The sequence below is a fragment of the Paraburkholderia fungorum genome, assembly GCF_902833645.1.
GTDB classification, from domain to species: domain Bacteria; phylum Pseudomonadota; class Gammaproteobacteria; order Burkholderiales; family Burkholderiaceae; genus Paraburkholderia; species Paraburkholderia fungorum.
In genome coordinates this window covers 75,396-97,502 of the sequence record NZ_CADFGE010000008.1, presented here as the reverse complement: position 1 = coordinate 97,502, position 22,107 = coordinate 75,396, and the positions used below count along the sequence as shown (strand labels likewise).

At 62.8% G+C, this 22,107-nt stretch carries 11 protein-coding genes and 1 pseudogene; 6 read left to right on the top strand and 6 right to left on the bottom strand.

From position 1 onward, the window contains the following. Window positions 1-8: 8 nt before the first annotated feature. The 4 genes and pseudogenes from HWX91_RS23695 (at window position 9) to HWX91_RS23680 (ending at window position 7,705) form a co-directional block, all read left to right on the top strand. Window positions 9-5,063 (top strand): non-ribosomal peptide synthetase, encoded by a 5,055-nt coding sequence (locus tag HWX91_RS23695; RefSeq protein WP_028195016.1) that lies wholly within the window; start codon window positions 9-11, stop codon window positions 5,061-5,063. Window positions 5,064-5,140: 77 nt separating this feature from the next. Beyond that, window positions 5,141-6,520 (top strand): lysine N(6)-hydroxylase/L-ornithine N(5)-oxygenase family protein, encoded by a 1,380-nt coding sequence (locus HWX91_RS23690; RefSeq protein WP_028195015.1) that lies wholly within the window; start codon window positions 5,141-5,143, stop codon window positions 6,518-6,520. A gap of 66 nt (window positions 6,521-6,586) precedes the next feature. Beyond that, window positions 6,587-6,772: pseudogene (locus HWX91_RS23685) on the top strand (hypothetical protein); the annotation flags it as partial. A gap of 111 nt (window positions 6,773-6,883) precedes the next feature. Beyond that, a complete protein-coding gene (locus HWX91_RS23680; RefSeq protein ID WP_028195013.1) occupies window positions 6,884-7,705 on the top strand; it encodes a formyltransferase family protein in 822 nt (273 codons plus the stop codon). A gap of 379 nt (window positions 7,706-8,084) precedes the next feature. Here the strand turns inward: HWX91_RS23680 and HWX91_RS23675 are convergent, their stop codons facing one another. Then, on the bottom strand, window positions 8,085-9,815 hold the full coding sequence (locus HWX91_RS23675) for an MFS transporter (RefSeq protein WP_081832955.1): 1,731 nt from the start codon (window positions 9,813-9,815) through the stop codon (window positions 8,085-8,087). A gap of 128 nt (window positions 9,816-9,943) precedes the next feature. Here HWX91_RS23675 and HWX91_RS23670 point away from each other — a divergent pair, with 128 nt between their 5' ends. Next, window positions 9,944-10,876, top strand: coding sequence for a LysR family transcriptional regulator (locus HWX91_RS23670; RefSeq protein ID WP_028195012.1), 933 nt, complete (start codon window positions 9,944-9,946; stop codon window positions 10,874-10,876). Between the two features lie 3 nt (window positions 10,877-10,879). On the opposite strand, the gene HWX91_RS23665 is transcribed toward HWX91_RS23670, so the two are convergent. Then, window positions 10,880-13,069, bottom strand: a complete 2,190-nt coding sequence (locus HWX91_RS23665; RefSeq protein WP_028195011.1) for a TonB-dependent siderophore receptor — start codon at window positions 13,067-13,069, stop codon at window positions 10,880-10,882. 417 nt (window positions 13,070-13,486) lie between these two features. Here HWX91_RS23665 and HWX91_RS23660 point away from each other — a divergent pair, with 417 nt between their 5' ends. Further along, window positions 13,487-15,715, top strand: a complete 2,229-nt coding sequence (locus HWX91_RS23660) for an NADP-dependent isocitrate dehydrogenase (protein WP_028195010.1) — start codon at window positions 13,487-13,489, stop codon at window positions 15,713-15,715. Window positions 15,716-15,861: 146 nt separating this feature from the next. Here HWX91_RS23660 and HWX91_RS23655 read toward each other — a convergent pair whose 3' ends face one another. From HWX91_RS23655 to HWX91_RS23640, 4 genes are all read right to left on the bottom strand, one after another. Next, complete coding sequence (locus HWX91_RS23655; RefSeq protein WP_025496652.1) at window positions 15,862-16,089, bottom strand: hypothetical protein; 228 nt, start codon at window positions 16,087-16,089, stop codon at window positions 15,862-15,864. A gap of 408 nt (window positions 16,090-16,497) precedes the next feature. Beyond that, window positions 16,498-17,304, bottom strand: a complete 807-nt coding sequence (locus HWX91_RS23650) for an alpha/beta fold hydrolase (protein ID WP_028195009.1) — start codon at window positions 17,302-17,304, stop codon at window positions 16,498-16,500. Window positions 17,305-17,450: 146 nt separating this feature from the next. Beyond that, entirely contained in the window at window positions 17,451-20,375 is a 2,925-nt protein-coding gene (locus tag HWX91_RS23645) for an SEL1-like repeat protein (RefSeq protein ID WP_052660635.1), read from the bottom strand. Next, the gene (locus HWX91_RS23640; RefSeq protein WP_028195008.1) at window positions 20,372-21,964 is read right to left on the bottom strand and encodes a hypothetical protein; all 1,593 of its coding nucleotides are present in this window, start codon (window positions 21,962-21,964) and stop codon (window positions 20,372-20,374) included. The genes HWX91_RS23645 and HWX91_RS23640 overlap by 4 nt, the downstream gene beginning before the upstream one ends. Window positions 21,965-22,107: the final 143 nt, after the last annotated feature.

Genomic DNA, 22,107 nt, shown 5'->3' with positions numbered 1-22,107 from the left:
CACCCAGCATGACGACAGCCAAACCGGACCTGCTTTCCCTCGCGACCCGCTTCGCGCTCCTGCCGGACGCGCAGCGCAAGGCTTTTCTCACGAAGCTCGACGCCGCCGGCATCGATTTTCGCGTGCTGCCGATTCCGCCGCGCGCCGACCGGGCTGCCAGCGCGCCGGCTTCGTTCGCGCAAACGCGGTTGTGGCTGCACGCGCGCATGATCGACGAACCGGCAGCGTATCACATCACCGAGCGTCTGCGGCTCGACGGCGCGCTCGATGCGAACGCACTGCGTCTTTCATGCGACGCATTGATCGCGCGCCATGAGGCGTTACGCACGACCTTCGCCGAGGGCGCGGACGGGGTGTTGCAGACCGTGCATGCGCCGTCGCGCTGCCCGTGGCATGCGAGCGACGTGAGCACATTGCCGGCGCACGAGCGGGCGGCGCGCGCGGCCACCATCGCGCAAGCAGATGAAGCGCAGGCTTTCGATCTGTCGCTCGGTCCGCTGATGCGCGCGCATCTGATCCGGCTCGACGCAACGACGCATTGGCTCGCGCTGACGACGCATCACATCGTGTCGGACGGCTGGTCGGCGGACGTGCTGCTCGCGGAGCTGGCGTCGTTCTATCGCGCGTACGCGAAGAATGAAGCGGTATCGCTGGCGTCCTTGCCGATCCAGTATGCGGACTACGCGCTATGGCAGCGCCGCTGGCTCGATGCAGGTGAACGGGAGCGCCAACTGGCATTCTGGCGCGAGCGGCTGGACGCGGGCCGCGATGTGCTGATACTGCCGGGCGCCGCACCGCGTCCGGCACGACGGAGCGCGCGTGGTGCGCGGCACCGCTTCGTGCTGAACGTCGAGCTTGTCAAACAGGCCAGGGCGCTCGCGAATACCCGGCGTGCCACGCCGTTCGCGGTGCTGCTTGCGGCGCTCAATGCCCTGCTCGCGCGTTCCTCGGGCGAAGCGCAGATTCAGATCGGCGTGCCCGCCGCGAATCGCGAGCGCGGTGAAACGGCCGGCCTTGTCGGCTTCTTCGTCAACACGCTGACGCTCGCGACATCCGTTGCTGCCACGCAATCGTTCGCCGCCTTGGTGGATGCGACCCAGCAAACGCTCATCGACGCCCAATCGCATCAGGACGTGCCGTTCGAACACGTGGTTGAAGCGCTCGGCGTGGTGCGCAGCGCCAGCCATCATCCCTTGTTTCAGGTGATGGCAGCCTATGGCGCGCGTCGTCGTTTGCCTTCGCTTGCCGACGTTCGCATGACCGAATTGCCGTCCGGGATGCCGTTCGCCAAGTTCGATCTAACGCTGGGTTTCGAGGAAAGCGACGACGGTTCCATGGATGCCTGCTTCATCTACGCGCTCGACATTTTCGAGGCGGATGCGATTGAGCGGCTAGCCGCGCGTTTCGTCACGTTGCTGTCGAATGCGACTGCGGCGCCCGCAACGCCGGTTGGCGATTTGCAATGGCTGCCAGACGCCGAGCGCGCTCAACTGGATGCGTGGAACAACGACACAGCGGTCGATCGTCAGGATGCTTTCAGACCGGTTCATCAGCGCGTGGCCGATCATGCTCACGCACGACCGGATGCACGCGGCGTTGCGGATCTCGAACGCTCGCTCACACGCGGCGAGGTGGACGCGCGCGCCACACGGCTGGCACAACGGCTTGTCGCCGCCGGCGTGAGCGCGGAGATGCGCGTTGGGGTGGCGTTGAGCCGCTCGGTCGATCTGCTGGTCGGCCTGATCGCCGTGTTGAAATCAGGCGGCGCATTCGTGCCCCTCGATCCGGGCCATCCGCGCGAACGCCTCGCCCAGATTCTCGACGACGCCCGAATCACTCACGTCATTACCGAGCGCGCCAGTCTGGCCGCGTTGCCGGCGTCCGATCGCTTGCATCTCTGGCTGATCGACGAAGAGCCGCAGCGTGACGATCATTCGCTTACACCGATCGCGTTGCCGGCCGTATCGCCGTATCAGGCGGCCTATGTGATTTACACCTCGGGTTCGACCGGCAAGCCGAAGGGCGTGGTAGTCGATCACGGGTCGTTCGCGCGGCATTGTGCGGCGATTGCCGAACGTTACGGCGCGGGGGAAAGCGACGTCTTCCTGCTGTTCCAGTCGGTCAATTTCGACGGCGCACACGAGGGATGGTTCTCGCAGTACATGTCCGGCGCCGCGGTGGCGATCACTGCCGATACGCTATGGCCGCCCGCGCAAACCTGCCGGATGATGGTCCGCGAGGGCGTGACGATGACCTATGTGCCGCCCGGTTGTGCGACGCAGCTTGCTGAATGGGCACTCGCGCACGGCGCGCCGCCAACGCTGCGGTCGCTGACGGTCGGCGGCGAGGCGACTTCACGCGAGGCCTTCGCGCTGATGCGCCGCGCGTTTCCGAACGCGCGCATCGTCAACGGTTACGGACCGACGGAAACCGTCATCACGCCGATGCTGTGGATGTTCTATCCCACTGACGATGTCGCGAAGCTCGCCGACAGTGCGTATCTGCCGATCGGCACGCTGGTCGGCGCGCGCTCCGCGCATGTGCTCGACGCCCGACTGAATCCGCTGCCGGTGGGGGTGATCGGCGAACTGTATCTGGGTGGCGAAGGCGTGGGCGTTGCCCGTGGCTATCTCGATCGGCCCGCGCTTACTGCCGGGCGCTTCGTGCCGGATCCGTTCGGGGCGCCGGGAGCGCGGCTCTATCGTACGGGCGACCTCGTCAAGCGGCGCGCGGACGGCGTATTCGACTTTATCGGCCGTGTCGATCATCAGGTGAAACTACGCGGCTTGCGTATCGAGTTGGGCGAGATCGAGGCGCAACTCGCCGCGCATGACGACGTGCGCGAAGCGGTGGCGATCGTGCACGGCAAGGGGGCACAAGCGGCGCTGGTGGCGTATGTCGAATTGAGCGCGGAGGCCGGCAAGCGCACCACGCGTGCGGATGCTGCCGAACTCGACGCGCATCTACGTCACACGTTGCCCGATTACATGGTGCCCGCGCATATCGTCGTGCTCGATGCGTTGCCGCGCAACACGAACAGCAAGGTGGACCGCGCCGCATTGCCGGAGCCGCAGCGCGTCGCGCGGACCTATCAGGCGCCCGCCGCCGGACTCGAAACGGCACTTGCGACGATTTTCTGCGAAGTGCTGGACGTGGAGCGCGTCGGTCGTGGCGATCATTTCTTCGAACTCGGTGGGCACTCGCTCGCGGCGGTGCGAGTGGCGACGCGCGTAGCCGAGCGGCTCGCACGCGACGTGCCGGTGCGCGCGCTTTTCGAAGCGCCGGTCCTGGCTCAGTACGCGCAGCGGGTGATGGCCGCGGCGCCGAGTGAGACGGTGGTTGAAGCGAATCTCGAGTCCGGTGGACAGGCGGAATCAGGAAACGAAGCAGCGACGCATCATCCGCGCGTGCTCGCCGATGCGCAAGGTGTGTTGCCGCTGTCCGCAGCGCAATTGAGTCTGTGGTTTCTGTGGCGCGCGCAACCGCACAGCGCGGCCTATAACATTCCTGTCGCGCTGCGTCTGCGCGGACCGCTCGATCTCGACGCATTGCGCGAAGCGTTTGCCGGCGCCGCTGCGCGGCATCCGGCGTTGCGCACGCGCCTTGTCGAACGCAACGGGGCGTTGCCGGGCCAACGGATTGCGGCGCTGACGCCGTTCGAACTGCCGGTGATCGATCTGCTTTCGCGCGAAGCGACGGCCGCCGCACGAGAGTCTGCCGCTGTTGCGCTCACGGATGAAGACGCGCTGACCCCATTCCACCTGATCGACGACGCGCCACTCTGGCGCGCGCGGCTATTGCGTCTCGACGAACACGATCATGTGTTGTCGCTGGTCGTGCACCACATCGTATCGGATGGCCATTCGATCGATCTGTGGCTCGAGGAAGTCCGCACGATTTATGTGGCCATCGTGCGTGGTGCGTCACCGGCAGCGCCGGGTCGTTCATCGTCCTTGCCTCAAGCGTTGATTTTGCCGGTCGCGGCGCCACGCGCGCGTCTGTCATTCTGGCGCGACGTGCTGGCCGACGCGCCCTCGCACGTTTTACCCCCGCCGACGTCCGGCCGTTCCATGGCGCCGCGCTGGAGCGCAGGCCGCTTCGCTTTTGTCTTCTCCCCAGACGTCGTGCGGCGCGCCCGCGCAATGGCGCTCGACGTCCACGCAACCCTGCCGATGCTGCTGCACGCTGCGTTGAACGTCGCGTTCTATCGCGCGACCGGCGCGACCGATCAGCCGGTCGGCGTGCTCGCGTCGACCCGCGAATTGACGGGTGAGGCCGCGCGCCGCGCACTCGGGCTCTTTATCAACGCGGTGGTCGTGCGCACCCGGCTCGCTGAAACGGACACCCCCGCCGCGCTGCTGGCTGACGTTCGCGACGCCGCCCTCGCCGCCTATTCGCACGCGGACACGCCCTTTGCCGAGGTGGTCGCCGCGTTGCGCGCGCCGCGCCCGGAACCCGGCAATCCGCTCTTCTCGGTGATGTTCAACTATCTGCGCCCGGCTGGCGCCAAGGCACACGACTGGGCCGGCCTGACGCTCGACGATTTCAACGACGTGCGGCATCGCGTTGTATTCGAACTGGAACTCGACGTGGTCGAGCATCCGGATGGTCGCGTGACGGGGGCGTTTTCGTATGCGGACGAGCTGGTCGACGGCCGCTTCGTCGAGGCGTTGGCCGCTGACTATCTCAACGTTGTGCGGCAGTTCCTCGAGGCGCCGCATGAAGCGCTCGGTGAGTCGCCGGCGCGCTTTGCACTTGCCACGCCCGGCGTTTTTGCCGACATGAACGTTCGCGGCGCGTTGCACAACGAAGCGGCCCGACGCGCCGAGGCGCTTGAGCGCGTCTGGAGCGATCTCTTCAAAGGCAACACGCCTGCTCATCACGACGATCTGTTCGAAGCCGGTGCGACGTCGTTCGACGTCGTGCGTTTCGTCGACGCGGCGCAGGCGGCGGGGCACGCGCTCTCGATTGCCGACGTGTTCGCTGCGCCGACTTTCGCCGGTCTGAGTGCGCGGATCGTGGCGGCGGCATCGGCTGCTATCGAGGCGCGGGATGCCGGCTAAAGCCCGCGCCGCCCGACCAGCATTTTTCTCCGGCCAGCCCCACGGCGCGCCGGCTCACACCGATAAGGACATGCGACATGCACAGAGATACCGTATTTGATCTGATCGGCATCGGCTTCGGGCCGTCGAATCTGGCGCTTGCCGTGCGCCTCGCCGAGGAGGCCGGCAAGGGACGCCACGCGGACCTCGCCCACTGCTTCATCGAACGCCAGCCTGAGTTCGGCTGGCACCGCGGCATGCTGCTCGACGATTGCCGGATGCAGATTTCTTTTCTCAAGGATCTTGTCACGCTGCGCGATCCGACCAGCCGCTTCACGTTCATCAACTATCTGTTCGAGCGGGGACGTCTCGCGGATTTCGTGAACCTGAAGAGCTTCTACCCGACGCGTGTCGAGTTTCACGATTACCTCAGTTGGGTGGCCGCATCGTTCGATGAACGCGTGCATTACGGCCAGACGGTGATCGGTATCGAAGCGGTTAAGGCAATCGGTAACGTGAACGAGGTCGAAGCGCTGCGTGTATTCTCGCGCGACGAGGAGGGCCGCGAGTGGCAGCGCGTGACGCGCGCGCTGTCGGTCGGTATCGGCGGTGGCGCACACGTGCCGGAGGCCTTTGGCGCGCTCGGTTCGCACAATATCGTGCACTCGTCGAAGTATCTGACTTCGATCGACCGCGTGGTGGGCGACGCCGGCGGTCCGCGCAAACGGGTGGCCGTGATCGGCGCGGGGCAGAGCGCGGCCGAAGTATTCGTCGATCTGACGCGCCGCTATCCGCACGTCGACGCGAGCCTCGTGATCCGTTCGAGCGCGCTCAAGCCCGCCGACGACAGCCCGTTCGTCAACGAAATTTTCAGCCCGGCTTTTACCGACATCGTCTACGCGCAGCCGAGAGACGGCCGCCGTTCGTTGATCGAGCGCTTTCGCGATACCAACTATGCGGTGGTCGACCGTCCGTTGATCGAGCAGATCTACGAAATGCTCTATATGCAGAACGTGTCCGCGGAACCGCGCCACCGGCTGCTGGCGAATACGGGTATCGAGACGGCGATGCGCACGGCCAGTGGCGAGATCGAACTCACGCTGCGCGATCGCTTGAGCGGCCACGCGCGCGCCGAGCAGTTCGATGCGCTCGTGCTGGCGACGGGGTATCGCCGCGACACGCATTTTGAATTGCTCGAAGGTCTTGCGCCGCATCTGGGCGACGCGCTTGCGCAAGGCAATGTCGAACGCGATTACCGGCTCGCCACACCCGCGAGTTTCAAGCCGCGCATTTACCTGCAAGGCTGCTGTGAGGACAGCCACGGGCTTTCCGACACGTTGCTGTCGGTTCTCGCGCTGCGCTCCGACGAGATCGCCGCATCGCTTGCTCACCACACCTCACAAGACCGGTCGGCCAGCCGGACGACGCAAACAGAAGAAAACGGGATGAGCAAGGGTCGCATGGTCTTCGCTCTTTGATAAAGCACGGCCGGTTGGGCGCATAACAACCTGGAGCATCGAGAGATGGAGTGGGCAACAGGCACGAGGAATCTGATGCTGAACGCGGCGATTTATCAGATCAACCAGACCACCGTCGTCACGCCCGACCTTGCGCTCGATCCGACAGGCAGCACGTCGGTGCAGACGGGCGAGGTGCGCTCGCGCGGCATCGAACTGAGCGGCGTGGGTAACGTGACGCGTAATTTCTCGTTGATCGCGACGGCGAAGTACGACTGGTAAGCGGAAGGCGTTCGCGACGGATTGGGCTGCTTTCACGTGCCGTTCGAACGCCGCTGGTTTTTTTATCTCATTTGCAACTACTGATACGTGTTCGAATCGACTATGCCGAAGAAAAAGCTCGTTTATATCTGGTCTCTTAGAAACGCGGCCGCCGATAAGGCGGGGCAGGATATCGCTTACAGGAGCGGCACGCGCTACATGAAGTCGGTGCTGGAGTCGCTCGTGGAAGCGCTTAACGATACCGAACTCGGTGAGCAGTACTCGCTTGAGAAAGTGATCTACGACGATGATCCGGGTTCTGCGCTCGATCGCGAGAAGCTCAAGGAGTATGGGTTTTTCTACGAACCTGGCAAGCGGTGGTTCTATCCGCCGGATTTGCAGGTGCAAGGGAAGGCTGTCAACGCGCTATTGCTCGCGATTCCCTCTACGTATCGGCGTGAGCCGCTTGGGGCTGAGGGGCGGGCTGCCGGGAAGAGCCGTTTTGAGAAGCATCTGCTCGATACCTTGATTGAGCTTGAGGCTGATGTTGTCGTGCTGGATGGGTTGTTGATTATTCTCGATGAGCTGGTGCGGCCCGGAGCGCCGTTCTATCGCAAGATCGTGAACATTCACCCGGGGGTGACGCGCGAAGAATCGCCGTATGAACGGCGTGGAGCTTATGCGACGCTCGATGCTTTGTATGGGGCGCGGGGGAAGAAGGTGGTGAACTGGAAGACCATGGAGACTGTGGCTGTGGAGCCGCTTTATCTTACGGGGGCGTCGTTTCATTACGTCGATGAAGGGATCGATTCGGGGGAGGTGATTCATGATGTGCTCAATACCGAGATCGATGAGGACGATACTATTCTTGAACTACGGTGGAATAATTTTAATCGCAGTTTGTTTCCGGCTTTGAAGGAGGGGTTGGCTGTGTTGGCCGGGTGAGGGTTTGTTTGGCGTGCGCGGTGCTTTTTTTTGTGCGCTGACGGGGGTGGCCTTTCCTTGATTTGTTAGTGGTCTATTAGCGTTGCCCCTGTGCGGGGCGGCACCTACTTTTCTTTGCCGGCCGCAAAGAAAAGTAGGCAAAAGAAAGCGGCTCAAACCGCTAATTTTTAAGCGGGTCCCCCGCGCAGCCACGGTAGTGGTGCATCTGGAATCTGTCTCCTCGCGCATTCCGCGTCAGTGACAAGGCAGTCATACTTCCGGCGGCGCTGCGCGCGCCGACGCTCATTTCTTACCGCCGATCTCGATTCAGGTCTCGACCTCTTTGGGGCCATGTGTTGCCGTCATCGGATGAACCTCGGCGGTCTGTCAGTCTGATGCTTCAGCACGAATCGCAGCGGGCGACTTGTTGTGCAGGACGGGTTGCTACTTTTCCTGGCCGCCTCGATGCGCTGCCCGAAATCACAAAACTCAGCACCGCGAGCACCCATACGCCAGCGCCGCCGTATAGCATCACCCAGCCAAAGCCGTCGATTAATGCGGCGTGAACCGCTGTTCCCGTGGGATCGATTTGCGCTAGCACCGGTATTCCCGCTTTGACAGCTTCGGCATCCCCCGCGGCAACCTTCTCGGCAAGTCGGGCAAGCAGGCCCGCGTCGATCGTTGCAGGCAATCTCGCCTTCAGGTGGAACAGGATGCCGGCAATCAGGATCGCACCCATCAACGCAATGTTGATCGCGAGCGTAATCATCCGCGCACTCATGTCAATGCCAGATGCCATGCCGGCTCGCTCCACAGGAACGGCACCCGTCGTCGTGTTAGTTACGGGTGTATTCGTCAAGCCAAGACCGGCCCCGGCGAGTATGCAGCCAGGCAGCATCGTCAGCGCGCTCGGATGCGCAACGCTGCTGCCGTACTTCATCAACATGAAACCGAGGCCGATGACGAAGAGCCCCCCAGGAATCGCGATTCCCGAGCCGTAGCGCAAGATAAGTCGCTCGCCCAGCGGAGGAAACAGCAACGTCGGCAGCGTGTATGCAAGCAAGGCCAGCCCCGCAGTCACGCTGTCGTAGCCAAGTCCGATCTGGAAGTAGATCGGAATGTAAATCATGAAAGGCCAGAAACTGAAGTTCATGCCGGCGGAACCCATCAACGCACCGGAAAACTGCGGAATCCTGAATACCGAAAAATCAAACATTGGGCGTGCGCTGAGTCGCTCCGCGTACAGGAATGCCACGAAGGCAAGCACCGTCGCCACGAGAATGAAAATCGCACGCGAACTGGTAAAGCCAAGGGCGGGGCCCTGGGTGATGAAATACACCAGGCCAAAAACCGCTAGGGACAACGTGGCCATGCCCGCCACGTCGAACGTATGCGCGTGCGGATCGCGCGATTCCTGCACGCCGCCAAAGACTAGCGCCAAGGTCGCGATGGCGAGCAGCGCATGTACCCAGAAGACCCATTGCCATCCCGACACCGCCACGATCATCCCGCCAATGATCGGCCCAAAGCCCAAGCCGATGCCGAGAACAATGCCCCACGCGCTGAATGCCCGGGCGCGCTCAGGCCCCTCGTTGAACTGGTGCGAGAGCACGGCGACCTGACAGATCAGCATCGCGCCGCCACTCGCGCCTTGCAACAAACGCCCGACGATCAGCGTCGGCACGCTCTGCGCAAGCCCGCATATCAACGAAGTCAGGCCAAACAGCGCAATGCCAATGACGAAAATCCGCCGGCGGCCGAAGCGGTCCGCCAGCGTGCCGGTCGCCATCAGGACCGTGGTTACCGCAAGCGTGTAGGCGTTCATGATCCATTGCATGCCCTTGAAGTCGCCGTGCAGCACGCGCTCGAGAGTGGGCAGGATCACCGGCACACTCGAGATTTCGAGGCTGAACATCAGTGAGGCAAGACACACGGCGCCTAACGCCAGCGTGTTCTTGCGGACGGAGAAGCGGGTTTTTTGCGCCGCTTCGTTGGACGTGGGCCGGTCGGCGCACGATTGCCGCGTGGTGGAACCGGCGGCGGTCGCGGCCGTCGTGGCTGTTGTGGCCGCCGTGCCGCCGGCGCGCGGCGGTTCGTCGTGCCGTGGCGACGCGTTCCGATATCTGGACATAGGAATTCACCTCGATAGTCGATGGGCTGGGCCACCAGAGAGTGTGTAATATAGAGGGGAATTCCTGTCCCTATTGACGCCATTAAATCCAATGAGTGTGTCTTTAAAGGAACCAATTAGGTGAGGCTATGAGCGACATGCTTGATGGCGTAACGACCTTCGTGCGCGTGGTCGAAACGGGCAGTTTTGCATTGGCGGCGGAGCGCATGAATCTGACGCGCTCGGCTGTCGGCAAGGTAATCGTGCGGCTCGAAAAACGCCTCGGCGTGCGCCTGCTCAACCGCACCACGCGCAGCCAGAGTCTCACCGAAGACGGGCAAGCCTATTACGACCGCTGCGTGCGGGCATTGGCCGAACTCGAGGCGGCCGAAGCCGATCTGGATTCAGGCCGGCGCGAACCGAAGGGACGTCTACGGGTAAGCGTGCCGCAAGCCTTTGGCCATTATTGCGTCGCGCCGGTTCTGCTCGGACTGGCGCGCAGACATCCGCAACTGAAAGTCGAAATTTCGATCAGCGATCGCTTCGTGGACATGGTGGAGGAAGGTTTCGATCTGGTCGTGCGGATCGGACCGCTGCCCGACAGCGCGAGTCTCGCGGCGCGTCGGCTGGGTGTGCAGTACGCGAGCATTGGCGCTGCGCCGTCCTATCTCGCGCAACGCGGCATGCCACGCAACGTGGACGAATTGCGTGGCCACACGAGCGTCGCCTACCTGCGGGCCGGCGTCGTGCAGCCATGGGATGTGGTCGATGTCGACGGGCAAATCCGCCGCGCGCAGGTCGAGCCGCAACTTAGCTTTGACGACATGCAGGGGATTGTGGACGCCGCGATTGCCGGCTTCGGTCTGGCGTGGCTGCCGTGCTGGTTGCTGACACGTTATATGCAGACGGGCCAACTGGTCGCGGTCATGGAGAACTGTTTTCGACCCTCGCAGGACATCAACGTGGTGTGGCCGAAGAGCCGATATCTGCCGTTGAAAACGCGCTGTGCGATCGATGCGCTGGTGGCCGAGATTCCCGCCATGGTCAGGGCGCCCAGCGTGGACGCCCTGCCTCGCGCGTAGTGGTTAGAACTGCATCGTCGCGCTAGCCACGGCCGTGCGGGTCGGGGAAGGCGAGACAAAGGAGCCCCACGCGGTGGTCCAGTAGCGGCGGTTGAACATGTTGTTGATGCCCGCGCGCAATGTCACGTCCTTGCCGGCGATCTTCGTCTCATACCGGCCGCTCAGATCGAAGGTGGTATAGGCGGGCACGAACTGCGTGTTGGCTGCATCCACGGCCTGGTTGCCGACATACTTGCCGCCGAACGCCAGCGTCAGCGGACGCAGATACGACGGGTTGTACTCGATGCGTCCCGTGAAGGTAAAGCGCGGCGCGCCATAAATGCGCTTGCCTTCGATAGCCGGGTCGTCGATGTCGACGGCCTTCGTATCGAGCCACATCATGCCGCCCATCACGCGCCATTCGCTCGTCAACGCGAGCCAGCCGCTCGCGTCGATACCGGTGTAGCGCTTGGTGCCGTCCTGCACGAACAGGTTGGCCGTGTTCGTGTAGTAGTAGCCCTGGTCGACGCGGAACAGCGCGAGATTGGCGCCCCATTTCGCGTGATCCGTCTTGAAGCCGATTTCGTACTGCTTGCTCCTCAACGGTCCATACGTGGCCGGATAGTTGAGGTTGGTGTTCGACGCGGCGCCGCCCTGTTCGAGTGATTGCACATAGCTCGCATAGACCGTCGAATACGGATCGGTCTTGTACATGAGCGCGAAGGTCGGCGTGACCGGATTCGCACTGTATTGCGACGTGACGGCGCTCGACGGATCGTACTGGTGCTGGCGGAATTGCGTGTAACGCACACCGGCCAGCGCGGACAGACGCGACGTCAATTGCACGGTATCGCTGGCGTACAACGCCGCCTGCGTGATGCGTTGCTGACGATAGAGATCCGAGCCGATGCTGACTTCGTCGTTGGTCAGCAAGGTGCTGTTGTACAGATTGCCGGTGCCGAGGAAATAGCCGTTGTTCCAACCGGTGCTGTTGCTGTACTCGGCGGTTTGCGTCTGGTAGCTCGCGCCGGCCACGACGTCATGCTTGATGCTGCCGGTGTTGAACTTGCCCTCCACCATCGCGTCGACGTTCTGATAGAAGTAGCGCGTCATCGCCGCATAAAGCGTGTTCGAATAGTTGCCGGCGGCGTCGGTGACGTACAGGAAGCTATCCGAGTTGGTGCGATTCTCCTTGGCAAAGCGATACTTCACGCTCGCATGCCAGTTCTCGGAAAGACGGTAATCGAGGCCCGTGCCGAACGAGGCCATCTCGGTCTGATAGTAATTCTGCGGCTGCGTCAGCGCGTGGGTGACGGTGCTCGCGTCGGGAATCCCCAGACCGCTGCCGAAGCCGAGGCCAAACAGCGTGCCGTTGGTTTTACGCTTCTGATAGAAGGCGTCGACCGTCCATGTCAGGTCCGGCGTAATGCGGAAGTCCAACGCGAGCGACGCGACCTGGCGGCGAATATGACCGTTCTGCTCGGCGGTGTTGCCGTCTTCGTTGACGAGGTTCAGGCGATAGCCGAAACGGTTGTCGTTACCGAAGCGGCCGCCCAGATCGATCGCCTCGGTGAACACCCCGGCCGATCTGTAGCCGACCGAAATGCTGCGGTATGGATCGTCGGTCGGGCGCTTCAGCACGTAGTTGACGATGCCGCCCGGCGAGCCGAAGCCGTACATGAAACCGGATAGGCCCTTCAACAATTCCACCTGCTCGAATGGTTCGAGCGAAAGGTCGGTGTCCCACGACGGGAAAGTCTGGCCATCCACCTTGATGCTGTTCAGCGTGTCGATCGGCATGCCGCGCACCTGGAACATCGAGTTCTCGGCGACCGCGTTCTCGCTGCTGACCGACACGGCCGGGTCGTACTTGAACAGATCGTTGGCGGTCGTCGCGAACAGGTCCTTGCCTTCCTCGCTGGTCACGGTGCGAGTCGAAAACGGCGTGTCCACCGCCTTGCGCGTACCCAGCGCGCCGGCGCTGACCGTATCGGCCTGCGCCACGGCAGTGTCTTTCGCGGCGGAGACGCTTACGGCGGGCAGCGTACCGCCGGCTTCGCTTGCCGCGGCCTGCGCCCATCCCGATGACGATAGCGTGGATAACGATAATCCGACGCTGACGAACAGCCCCGCACTGAGGAGAGACGGTGTGCGGCGATGGCCGCGCATCAGCGTTGGCCGCGCTGGGCGGCTGGCGACGAGAAGATTCTGCATATTGTTTGAGTTGGGCAGGACGGTTGGGCAGGACGGCGCAACGCACCAGAAATGTGCGCGACGGCATCGTTCGGCGAGTAATGATTAAACGGATGGTCCAGACTTCGACTGCGCATGAATAGTAATGCATCTGATTCGCATTAACAATATGATTGTCTCTCAAGTCCTCTATAAGACATCTGTCTTAAGACATAGGCGAATTGGCTGTAAGCCTTGTCTGGTGGGGCTCGACCCTGTCCGCGCCGGTTCGGCGATATGTTTGTTTAGCAGCGAGTACTGGAAAACACGCATATACTCACGGTCGGGCCGTAAAAAGTAGTGCCGTGGGTCGCGCTGCGTTCCTGCTGCTTTGCCGCCATCTCGCGGCTCAGCGCCACCAACGCTCTGTCTAACACTTCACCAAGCAAAGCATCAAACATGTCCACATCGCCGAAGATCATCTACACCCTGACCGACGAAGCGCCTGCTCTGGCGACTTATTCGCTGCTGCCGATCGTCAAGGCGTTCACGCGCTCGTCCGACGTGATCGTTGAAACGCGCGATATCTCGCTCGCCGGCCGGATCATTGCTGCATTCCCGGACTACCTGAGCGCGGAACAGAAGGGTTCCGACGATCTGGCGGAACTGGGTGGACTCACCACGCGTCCGGAAGCGAACATCATCAAGCTGCCGAACATCAGCGCTTCGGTGCCGCAACTGAAGGCGGCGATTGCCGAACTGCGCGATCAGGGCTTCAAGCTGCCGTCCTATCCGGACGAAGCGAAGACCGACGAAGAGAAAGACGTCAAGGCGCGCTACGACAAGATCAAGGGCAGCGCGGTGAACCCGGTGCTGCGTGAAGGCAATTCGGATCGCCGCGCGCCGCTGTCGGTGAAGAACTACGCGCGCAAGCATCCGCACAAGATGGGCAAGTGGAGCGCGGACTCGAAGTCGCACGTGGCGCACATGAGCGGCGGCGATTTCTACGGCAGCGAAAAATCGGCGCTGATCGCAGCGGCCGGCACCGTGAAGATCGAACTGACCACCGCCGACGGAGCGACCAGGGTCCTGAAAGAAAAGACGGCCGTGCAAGCGGGCGAGATCATCGACGCATCGGTGCTAAGCAAGAACGCGCTGCGCAACTTCATTGAAGCGGAAATCGCCGACGCGAAGGCCAAGGGCGTGCTGTTCTCGGTGCACCTGAAAGCGACCATGATGAAGGTGTCGGATCCGATCATCTTCGGCCACGTGGTCTCGGTGTTCTACAAAGACGTGCTGACCAAGCACGCCGATGCGCTGGCGCAAGCCGGTTTCAACCCGAACAACGGCATTGGCGATCTGTACGCGCGCCTGAAGGATCTGCCGGCCGAAACGCGTGAGGCGATCGAAGCCGACATCAAGGCGCAGTACGCGCAACGTCCGCAACTGGCCATGGTCAACTCGGACAAGGGCATCACCAGCCTGCACGTGCCGAGCGACGTGATCGTCGACGCCTCCATGCCGGCGATGATTCGCGAGTCGGGCAAGATGTGGGGCGCGGACGGCGCGCTGCACGACGCCAAGGCGGTGATTCCGGATCGTTGCTACGCCGGCGTCTACCAGGCGGTGATCGAAGATTGCAAAAAGAATGGCGCATTCGACCCGGTCACGATGGGCACGGTGCCGAACGTCGGTCTAATGGCGCAAGCCGCTGAAGAATACGGTTCACACGACAAGACGTTCCAGATCCCGGCGAGCGGCGTGGTTCGCGTAACCGATGCAGCCGGCAACGTGCTGATCGAGCAGGCGGTTGAGGCCGGCGACATCTGGCGCATGTGCCAGACCAAAGACGCACCGGTCCAGGACTGGGTCAAGCTCGCGGTCAACCGCGCGCGCGCCACCGGCGCGCCGGCTATTTTCTGGCTCGACGCGGCACGTGCGCACGACGCGCAGATCATCAGGAAGGTCGAGCAATACCTGAAGGACCACGACACCAGCGGTCTGGACATTCGCGTCATGACGCCGGTCGAAGCCACGAAGTTCTCGCTCGAGCGCATCCGCGCGGGCAAGGACACGATCTCGGTCACCGGCAACGTGCTGCGCGACTACCTCACCGACCTGTTCCCGATCATGGAACTGGGCACCAGCGCGAAGATGCTGTCGATCGTTCCGCTGATGGCAGGTGGTGGCATGTTCGAAACCGGCGCTGGCGGTTCGGCGCCGAAGCACGTTCAGCAACTGGTTGACGAGGGCTTCCTGCGTTGGGATTCGCTCGGCGAATTCTTGGCATTGGCGGCTTCGCTCGAACACCTGAGCGGTGCGTATCACAACCCGAAAGCGCAGGTGCTGGCCAAGACGCTGGATCAGGCAACGGGCAAGTTCCTCGACAACGACAAGTCGCCGGCGCGCAAGGTTGGCGGTATCGACAACCGCGGCAGCCACTTCTACCTGGCCATGTACTGGGCTGAGGCGCTCGCTGCGCAAACCGAAGACGCAGCCTTGCAGGCGCAGTTCGCCGGCGTGGCCAAGGCGATGGCCGACAACGAAGCGAAGATCATCGAAGAGTTGGGTGCGGCGCAAGGTAAGCCGGTGGATATCGGCGGTTACTACCGTCCGAATGTCGAACTGACGAGCAAGGCCATGCGCCCGAGCGCGACGCTGAACAAGATCGTGGACGCGATTGCTTAAGATATTGAATGACGTGCTGAATGCGGTACTGAAACCGCCGCTCACGGTGGCGAGACGAGTACGGAAATAAGCCGTAAGCAAGACGATGGCGCTCTTCAGGAGCGCCATCGTCGTTTCTACGCGTGCCGAATCGGTCATGCCTGCCTTCACACGTGAACGATTTCCCAATCGCTGAGCTTCTCAGGAATTTCGAGCGTCGACGTGTCGACTTCGGTCAGTTGCGGGCAGGTGAGGCCGCGTGCGACTTCGTCGGCGGCCTTTTCCGGGCAGGAAAACTCACCAAGCGTCTCGTTGCCGTAAATGGCCTCCCAGCCACCTTGGCCCGGCAAAATGTAGAACGCTCCCTGGGTCGATCCAAAGCGAAAGCCTTTCATTTTTAGTCTCCCAATTGCCAATTAAAAACCGCGATGCCGTGGCGGCTTCAGGTAGGGGCAGGGGACTCGCTGCGACTGCGCTTTCGTCCCGTCTTTCACTGCACCCTTTTCGCTGCATCCTATGAAGCGTCGGCTCTTGTAAAAGAGTCTACGTCAGCAGGTCGTGGCGCAAGAGTGTGTTAGACGGTTCTCTCGATAAAAGAATGTCGTTTAAAAATATATGGTTACGTTCTGCATTTCGCGATGTGCAACGTGGGGCGACATTGCGAAATGGCAAATTTGTGCCACGCACCACGATTTTTTACGAAGCAAGGGCTCATGCCACATCGTGAAATTTTCGCGTGTTGGCCACATAGTGGGGCGCCATGCATTCGCCGCACAGCCAAACGTCGCGCCTGATCGCCCGGTTCAGGGAAGCACGCGCTTCAGAAAAGCGAGCATTACGTGATTGAATTGCGCCGGCCGTTGCAGCGGGGCGAAATGGCTCACGCCGGGCAGGAGAATCAGCGCCGCGCCGGGAATGCTGCGGGCGAGATAGTCGGCGTGGTCCGGTTTGATGAATTCGTCGTGCTCGCTTTGCACGATGGCAACCGGCACGCGAATCGCGGCCAGATCGCGCGCGGAATAGTTGGGCTCGGTTCGCATCATTTCGCTGACCGCGCCAACGAAGGCATCGAAGTCGTCGGGCGTGGCCGAGAGCTGCGCGTAGTCCTTGGCATGCCTCGCGAAACACCGGTCGATGATCGGCGTCGACACGAATTCTTTGGTCCCGCTCGGATCCATGTTGCAGCCGAAGAAGAACACGCCCGCAACCCGCTCCGGAGCCCGACTGCCCAGCACCATCGCGACGCAGGCGCCGTCGCTCCAGCCGACCATGGCGGCGCGCTCGAGTTGCAGCGCGTCCATCACGGCCAGAACGTCGGTGGCCATCAGCTCGTATTTATAGGGGCGCGCGTCGCGGGTGCTACGGCCATGGCCGCGGCTGTCGATCACCACCACGCGATGCCCCGCGCCAACCAGCGCCGGGACCTGGTAGCCCCAGTTGCCGCTGTGCCCCAGACCGCCGTGCAGCAGGATCACCGGTTTGCCGGTCCCATATGACGCGTACCAGATTCGCGCGCCTTCGTGCTCGATGTGGCCTTGGCTGTTCGAAACCGGCAGCGGGGCAGCGCCATGGGCTTCGAAATGGGCGAGGTCGTCGTCGTGGAATTCCATGAAGGGTGCCTTCCCGGTGAGTTCGGTAACTGAAAGTTCGGTCACGTTGCCTGTGACGCCATCAGAAAATCAACAAAGCTACGAATTTTCGCGCCTGGACGGCGCTCGGGCGGTGTCAACGCGACCGGCCGGCTGCGATTTCGATTTCAGTGAGTCTCCAACCCGGTCAGACTAGCAGGAACCGTCGCGATCAGATGGCGCGCCAACTGTTGAGCTCGCTCCTTCTCTGCCGCAGTGAGACTCGCGCCGACGCGCTGCTCGACAACGCGAGTGGCGTCGGCATAGGCACGCAAGCCAGGTTTGGCAGCAAAGCTCGCCTGCGCGCGCTGAAGCCACGCGTCGCCGAGTGCTTTGTCGCGCGTCACACCGTCACCCGAAAGATAGCGGATACCAGTTTCGTATTGCCGCAATGGCTCGCCCTCCAACGCTTCGGTCAGGGTCGAGAGTGCGTTCCAGGTGGCTTCGCTATTGTCTGCAGCAGATGTCTGCAAGCCGCTGCCCGCACTCCACCGTGTCTCGTCGGTGGTTAGCGCGAGCCAGTGCGTCGATCGTTGATTGAGCGAACGTGTCTCGCCTGCCGCCTGAGCACGCAGGGCGAGCGCGATCGTCGCCCCATCGCATCCCAATGCAGCGGCTTTGCGATGCCAGCTTAGCGCCAGCGTGTCGTCAAGCGGCACACCGGTGCCGGTTTCGTGCAGATTCGCGAGGTCGCTCGCCGCTTCACACGAGCCGGCGGCCGCAGCCTTCTCGAGCCATGCGCGTGCAAGGGTCGCATCTCGCGCAACGCCGTGTCCGGTGAGATACGCCTTTCCCACCATTTCCATCGCAGCCGAACTGCCGGCCGTTGCACGGCTCGCTGACGCAAAGGCCTCTTGCTCGTCCCGTTCACCGCCGAGTCCGGTGAAGAGGTGCCACGCGAGCGAGGCCTGCGCCGCGGCGTTGCCCTGCGCTGCCGAGCGGCGCAGCCAGTACATCGCCGCACCGAAGTCAGCCGTGACGCCGTAGCCCCGGTCGTACGAGTCGCCGAGGATCGATTCATAGACGGCGTCACCGGTACTGGCGAGGCGCCATTGCCAGTAGACCCGCTCGCGGGCTGCTGTGTCGCGGTCGGGTGTGATGCCTGCAGCCAACTGACGCATCGCGATTGCATCGCCCGCCTGCGCGGCAGCGCGGCACCAGCGCTGCGCCATCGGCGCATCGCGCGCGACACCCGCGCCGTTCGCGTAGGTGAGACACAACACACGCTGCGATACGAGATCGTTTGACTCCGCGCCACGTGTGAACCATTTGACCGCGCTCGCCTGATCGGGCGTCATGCCTTCGCCCCTGGCGTAGAGACTTCCCATTGCGGCGTAAGCCGGGCCGAATTTTTGCGCGACCGCCTTGACCAGCCATGCCTTGCCGGAGCCCTTGCTGACCGGCGACGGACGATTGAGGAGAGCCACGCCGAGCATCGTCTGTGCCTGTGGGTCGCCGGCTTGCGCGGCGAGTTCCAGATAATGCTCGGCAAGTGCATCGTCGCGCGGTGTGCCGATAGCGTACAGGTACTGCCATCCCGTTACGCGTTCGCCCTCGATGTTGCCGAGATCGGCCGCCTTGCGATACCAAATCAACGCTTGCGCTTTGTCGGCGGGCACGCCGTCGCCGGAGAACAGCATTCTGCCCACCATCACTGCGGCCGGCGCATAGCCGCGGTCCGCGCCCGTACGCGCGAGCTGGAAGGCGAGCGCCGGGTCTCTCGGCATGCCGAGCCCAGCGTCGGCGAGCGACGCGAGATTGAACGACGCGACCCCGAGTCCCTGCGCGGACGCGCGTTCGTACCACTGTTTTGCTTCAACGAGATTGCGCGTTTCGCCCTCGCCATGCTGCAGCATGACGCCGAGATCGTTTTGCGCCGGGGCAACGCCTGCCCGCGCGGCGCCCCGCATCCAGCCGATTGCAGCATCCAGGTCGATGGGGCCGCCAAGCCCGAAGCGATACTCGACCGCCAGTTCGAATTGCGCCATGGCATCGCCCTCGAGCGCGGCCTTTCGATGCCATGCGCGTGCCAACGCTGCACTGCGCGTGATACCGGCGCCGCTCGCGTACAGCTCGCCAAGCCGGCGTTGTGCGTAGATCGACCCGCGGCGAGCCGCAGTCGACATCAAGGCAAAGCCGCGTTGGGGATCACGTGGGACGCCCGTGCCGGTCAGATACAGATCGGCGAGTGCGGCACGCGCTTCGATATGGTCCTGCGCGACTGCCGCGTTGAGCCAACCGGCTGCGTTGTGCGTATCCTGCGCAACACCCCAGCCGCGCAATAGCGAGGTGCCGAGCAGAAATTCTCCGTCGGGGTCGCCGTGCGCCGCGCCTTGCATGAACCACGTGACGCCGCCCTGGACGTCGCGCGACACGCCTGGCCGGCCGCTAATCAGCAGTCGGCCGGCATTGGTTGCGCCATGCGGGTCGCCATGTCCAGCGGCACGCACAAACTCGGCGTACGCGGAGGCCAGATCGACCGCACCGCCTTCACCGTTGTAGTCCATCAGACCGAGCGTATCGGCTGCGGCGCCGTCGCCGTTGTCCGCGGCGAGCGCGAGCCAGCGCCGGGCTGCGGCATAGTCCTTCGGCACGCGCAAGCCGTCGCGGTAAAGCGAGCCGACGACGCGTTGCGCGGCTGCAGAACCGTCCACCGCGGTCTGCTTCAAAATGGCCAGACCGACGTCGTTGGGCCGCATCGCGAAGCCGAACAGCACCATCTGTCCGTAGACAATGCGCGCATCCGGATTACCGGCGGCGGCATCTGCACGACACATTGCGAGTAGTTGCTCGGGCTTCGCGAGCGGCGAGGCGGCCCACTCCTGGCCCGCGCCGAAGCGCAGTACGCAAGGCGTCGTTGGATCGCTGAACGAGGTGGACGGTGTGCTCGCGAACGAAAATGTCGGCCGGCCGGCGTCCTGCACAATCAGCGGCATGGCGCTTGCGACTATCGGCGTCACGGCCGCAGTTAGCGCGAGCGACAAAAGCACCGAAAACATGCGCGGAAGGGGTGGCGGCGCGCGATGAAACCGGCTGACGAACGCGAATCTCACGCACCGCCTCGCCGGGCCAGCATCCACTCGTTGGTGCCATAGGGTTGCAGGTCGTTCAGGCGGCCGACAAAAGCGCGCGCTGCGCCGTCGTCGTGTTTCACGTACCGCGCATAGGCGGCGGCCATGAACCAGATTTCGGCAAGCGCATTCTGGATAGTGGCCTGATTGCCGAGCGAGACGACCTGGATATATACCTGGTCGATCGTGAGCCTGCCCTGCATGTACAGCAGTAGCTCGCGGCGATAATTTCCGATTACCGGTTGCGCGGCGCGCCGAATGTAGTCATCGAAGTAAGGACTAGCGGGCGCTACCCCTGCGCTTTTTGCTCGTACGTAAAGGTACATCGTCGCCATGTAGTCCTGATCGTAGACCTCCGCACCCTTGGCGCGATCGACCAGAGCGTCGATCGCATCGGACCATTTTCCCTGCTGGATATAGGCCACTGCGGCCGAGCCCGAGACCTCGCCGTATTTTTTGTAGACCGCGAACGGGGTGGTCGCCGTTGCGGCTTCTTCATGCGCCTGCTTGCGAATCGGTGCGGCCAATCTCAGCGCGTCGTCGATGCGATTCAGCGAAACGAGGGTCGTGACTTTCGATTGCTTATAGCTTGTATTGTCCGGTGCGAATGCGATCGCTTTGTCGATCGCCGTCAGTGCCTCGGCATGCTGGCCGGTGTCGTCCAGGAACGCGGAAATGTCGCCGTATGCCTCGGCCTTCGACTGGGGCGTGGTAGCGGCTTTCAACGACTGCCGACCCTGCTCGAGCAGTTCAGCGTTCATCTCGCGCAGCGGATTGGCGTCGCCGAACGGATGGTGTCGCTCGCTAGCGGGGTTGATGCCGAGCGAAGTCAGTTTGGCGCGCATTGGTGAATCGATTTCCTGGTCGAGTGCCCAACGCGCGAACTGCACGTAGTCCGTCCGCGCTCCAGCGGCGTCGCCCGATGCTTCGCGAGCGGCGGCGCGTCTGCGATATATCTCTGCGAGAGCGGGTTCAAGTGAGACGGCCTTGGAGAACGCGTCGATGGATTCCTGAAAACGTTTCTCCGCGGCCAACGCGGAGCCGAGTTCCTGATAGTAGGGCGCGCCAACCGTCTGATCGAGGTCGTGCTTGGCCTCGTGTGCTATCCGAATCCGCTCAAGCGTTGCGCGGCTCTCGTCGTTGCGCTGATTGATTCCATATAGATGCGCGAGCAGCACGAGTTGCTGATCGCTCGGGACCGGTGTCAGTTCGATCGCGGCAAGCTGCGAATCGAGCGCGGCCTGGTTGTCCCGAAGCCCGATATTGATGAACGTTAGCGCTTGCAGCATTTGCGTCCGCATCGCGACCGGCAGGCTGTGCGAAGCAACGCATTCGTTCGCGAGACGTGCGGCCTCCGCCAGATGACCTGCAGCCATTTCACCCGCACTGTGTTGGCAGGTGGCGAGCACGTCCGGCGGCACATTCGCGGTGAGGTTCGCGGACGGCCCGGACTGCGGGCCGGTTGTTGTATGTTTTGCCGCCGTGGAGACCGGCGTCGAATTATGCGCGCACGCGCTCATGCACAATGCGGCAACGACAGCTGCTGCGCGTCGGCTTGCGGTGTTCTTCATTTTCATTTTCGAGTGGTGAAGAGGCCGGCGCTGCGTAAATGATTCTGCGCCCCAGCATCCATATCGGCAGGAAAACGAGGAACTTGAGAACGCCGGGTCAACTGCGGATTCGCGCGATGGATGTCAGAAGCAGCACCGACATC

Excerpts from the sequence above, each read along its gene's own strand:
- HWX91_RS23690 (WP_028195015.1), top strand. The coding sequence starts at position 5,141 with ATGCACAGAGATACCGTATTTGATCTGATCGGCATCGGCTTCGGGCCG.
- HWX91_RS23640 (WP_028195008.1), bottom strand. The coding sequence starts at position 21,964 with ATGAAGAACACCGCAAGCCGACGCGCAGCAGCTGTCGTTGCCGCATTG.
- HWX91_RS23655 (WP_025496652.1), bottom strand. The coding sequence starts at position 16,089 with ATGAAAGGCTTTCGCTTTGGATCGACCCAGGGAGCGTTCTACATTTTG.
- HWX91_RS23665 (WP_028195011.1), bottom strand. The coding sequence starts at position 13,069 with ATGCAGAATCTTCTCGTCGCCAGCCGCCCAGCGCGGCCAACGCTGATG.
- HWX91_RS23650 (WP_028195009.1), bottom strand. The coding sequence starts at position 17,304 with ATGGAATTCCACGACGACGACCTCGCCCATTTCGAAGCCCATGGCGCT.
- HWX91_RS23695 (WP_028195016.1), top strand. The coding sequence starts at position 9 with ATGACGACAGCCAAACCGGACCTGCTTTCCCTCGCGACCCGCTTCGCG.
- HWX91_RS23680 (WP_028195013.1), top strand. The coding sequence starts at position 6,884 with ATGCCGAAGAAAAAGCTCGTTTATATCTGGTCTCTTAGAAACGCGGCC.
- HWX91_RS23675 (WP_081832955.1), bottom strand. The coding sequence starts at position 9,815 with ATGTCCAGATATCGGAACGCGTCGCCACGGCACGACGAACCGCCGCGC.
- HWX91_RS23670 (WP_028195012.1), top strand. The coding sequence starts at position 9,944 with ATGAGCGACATGCTTGATGGCGTAACGACCTTCGTGCGCGTGGTCGAA.
- HWX91_RS23660 (WP_028195010.1), top strand. The coding sequence starts at position 13,487 with ATGTCCACATCGCCGAAGATCATCTACACCCTGACCGACGAAGCGCCT.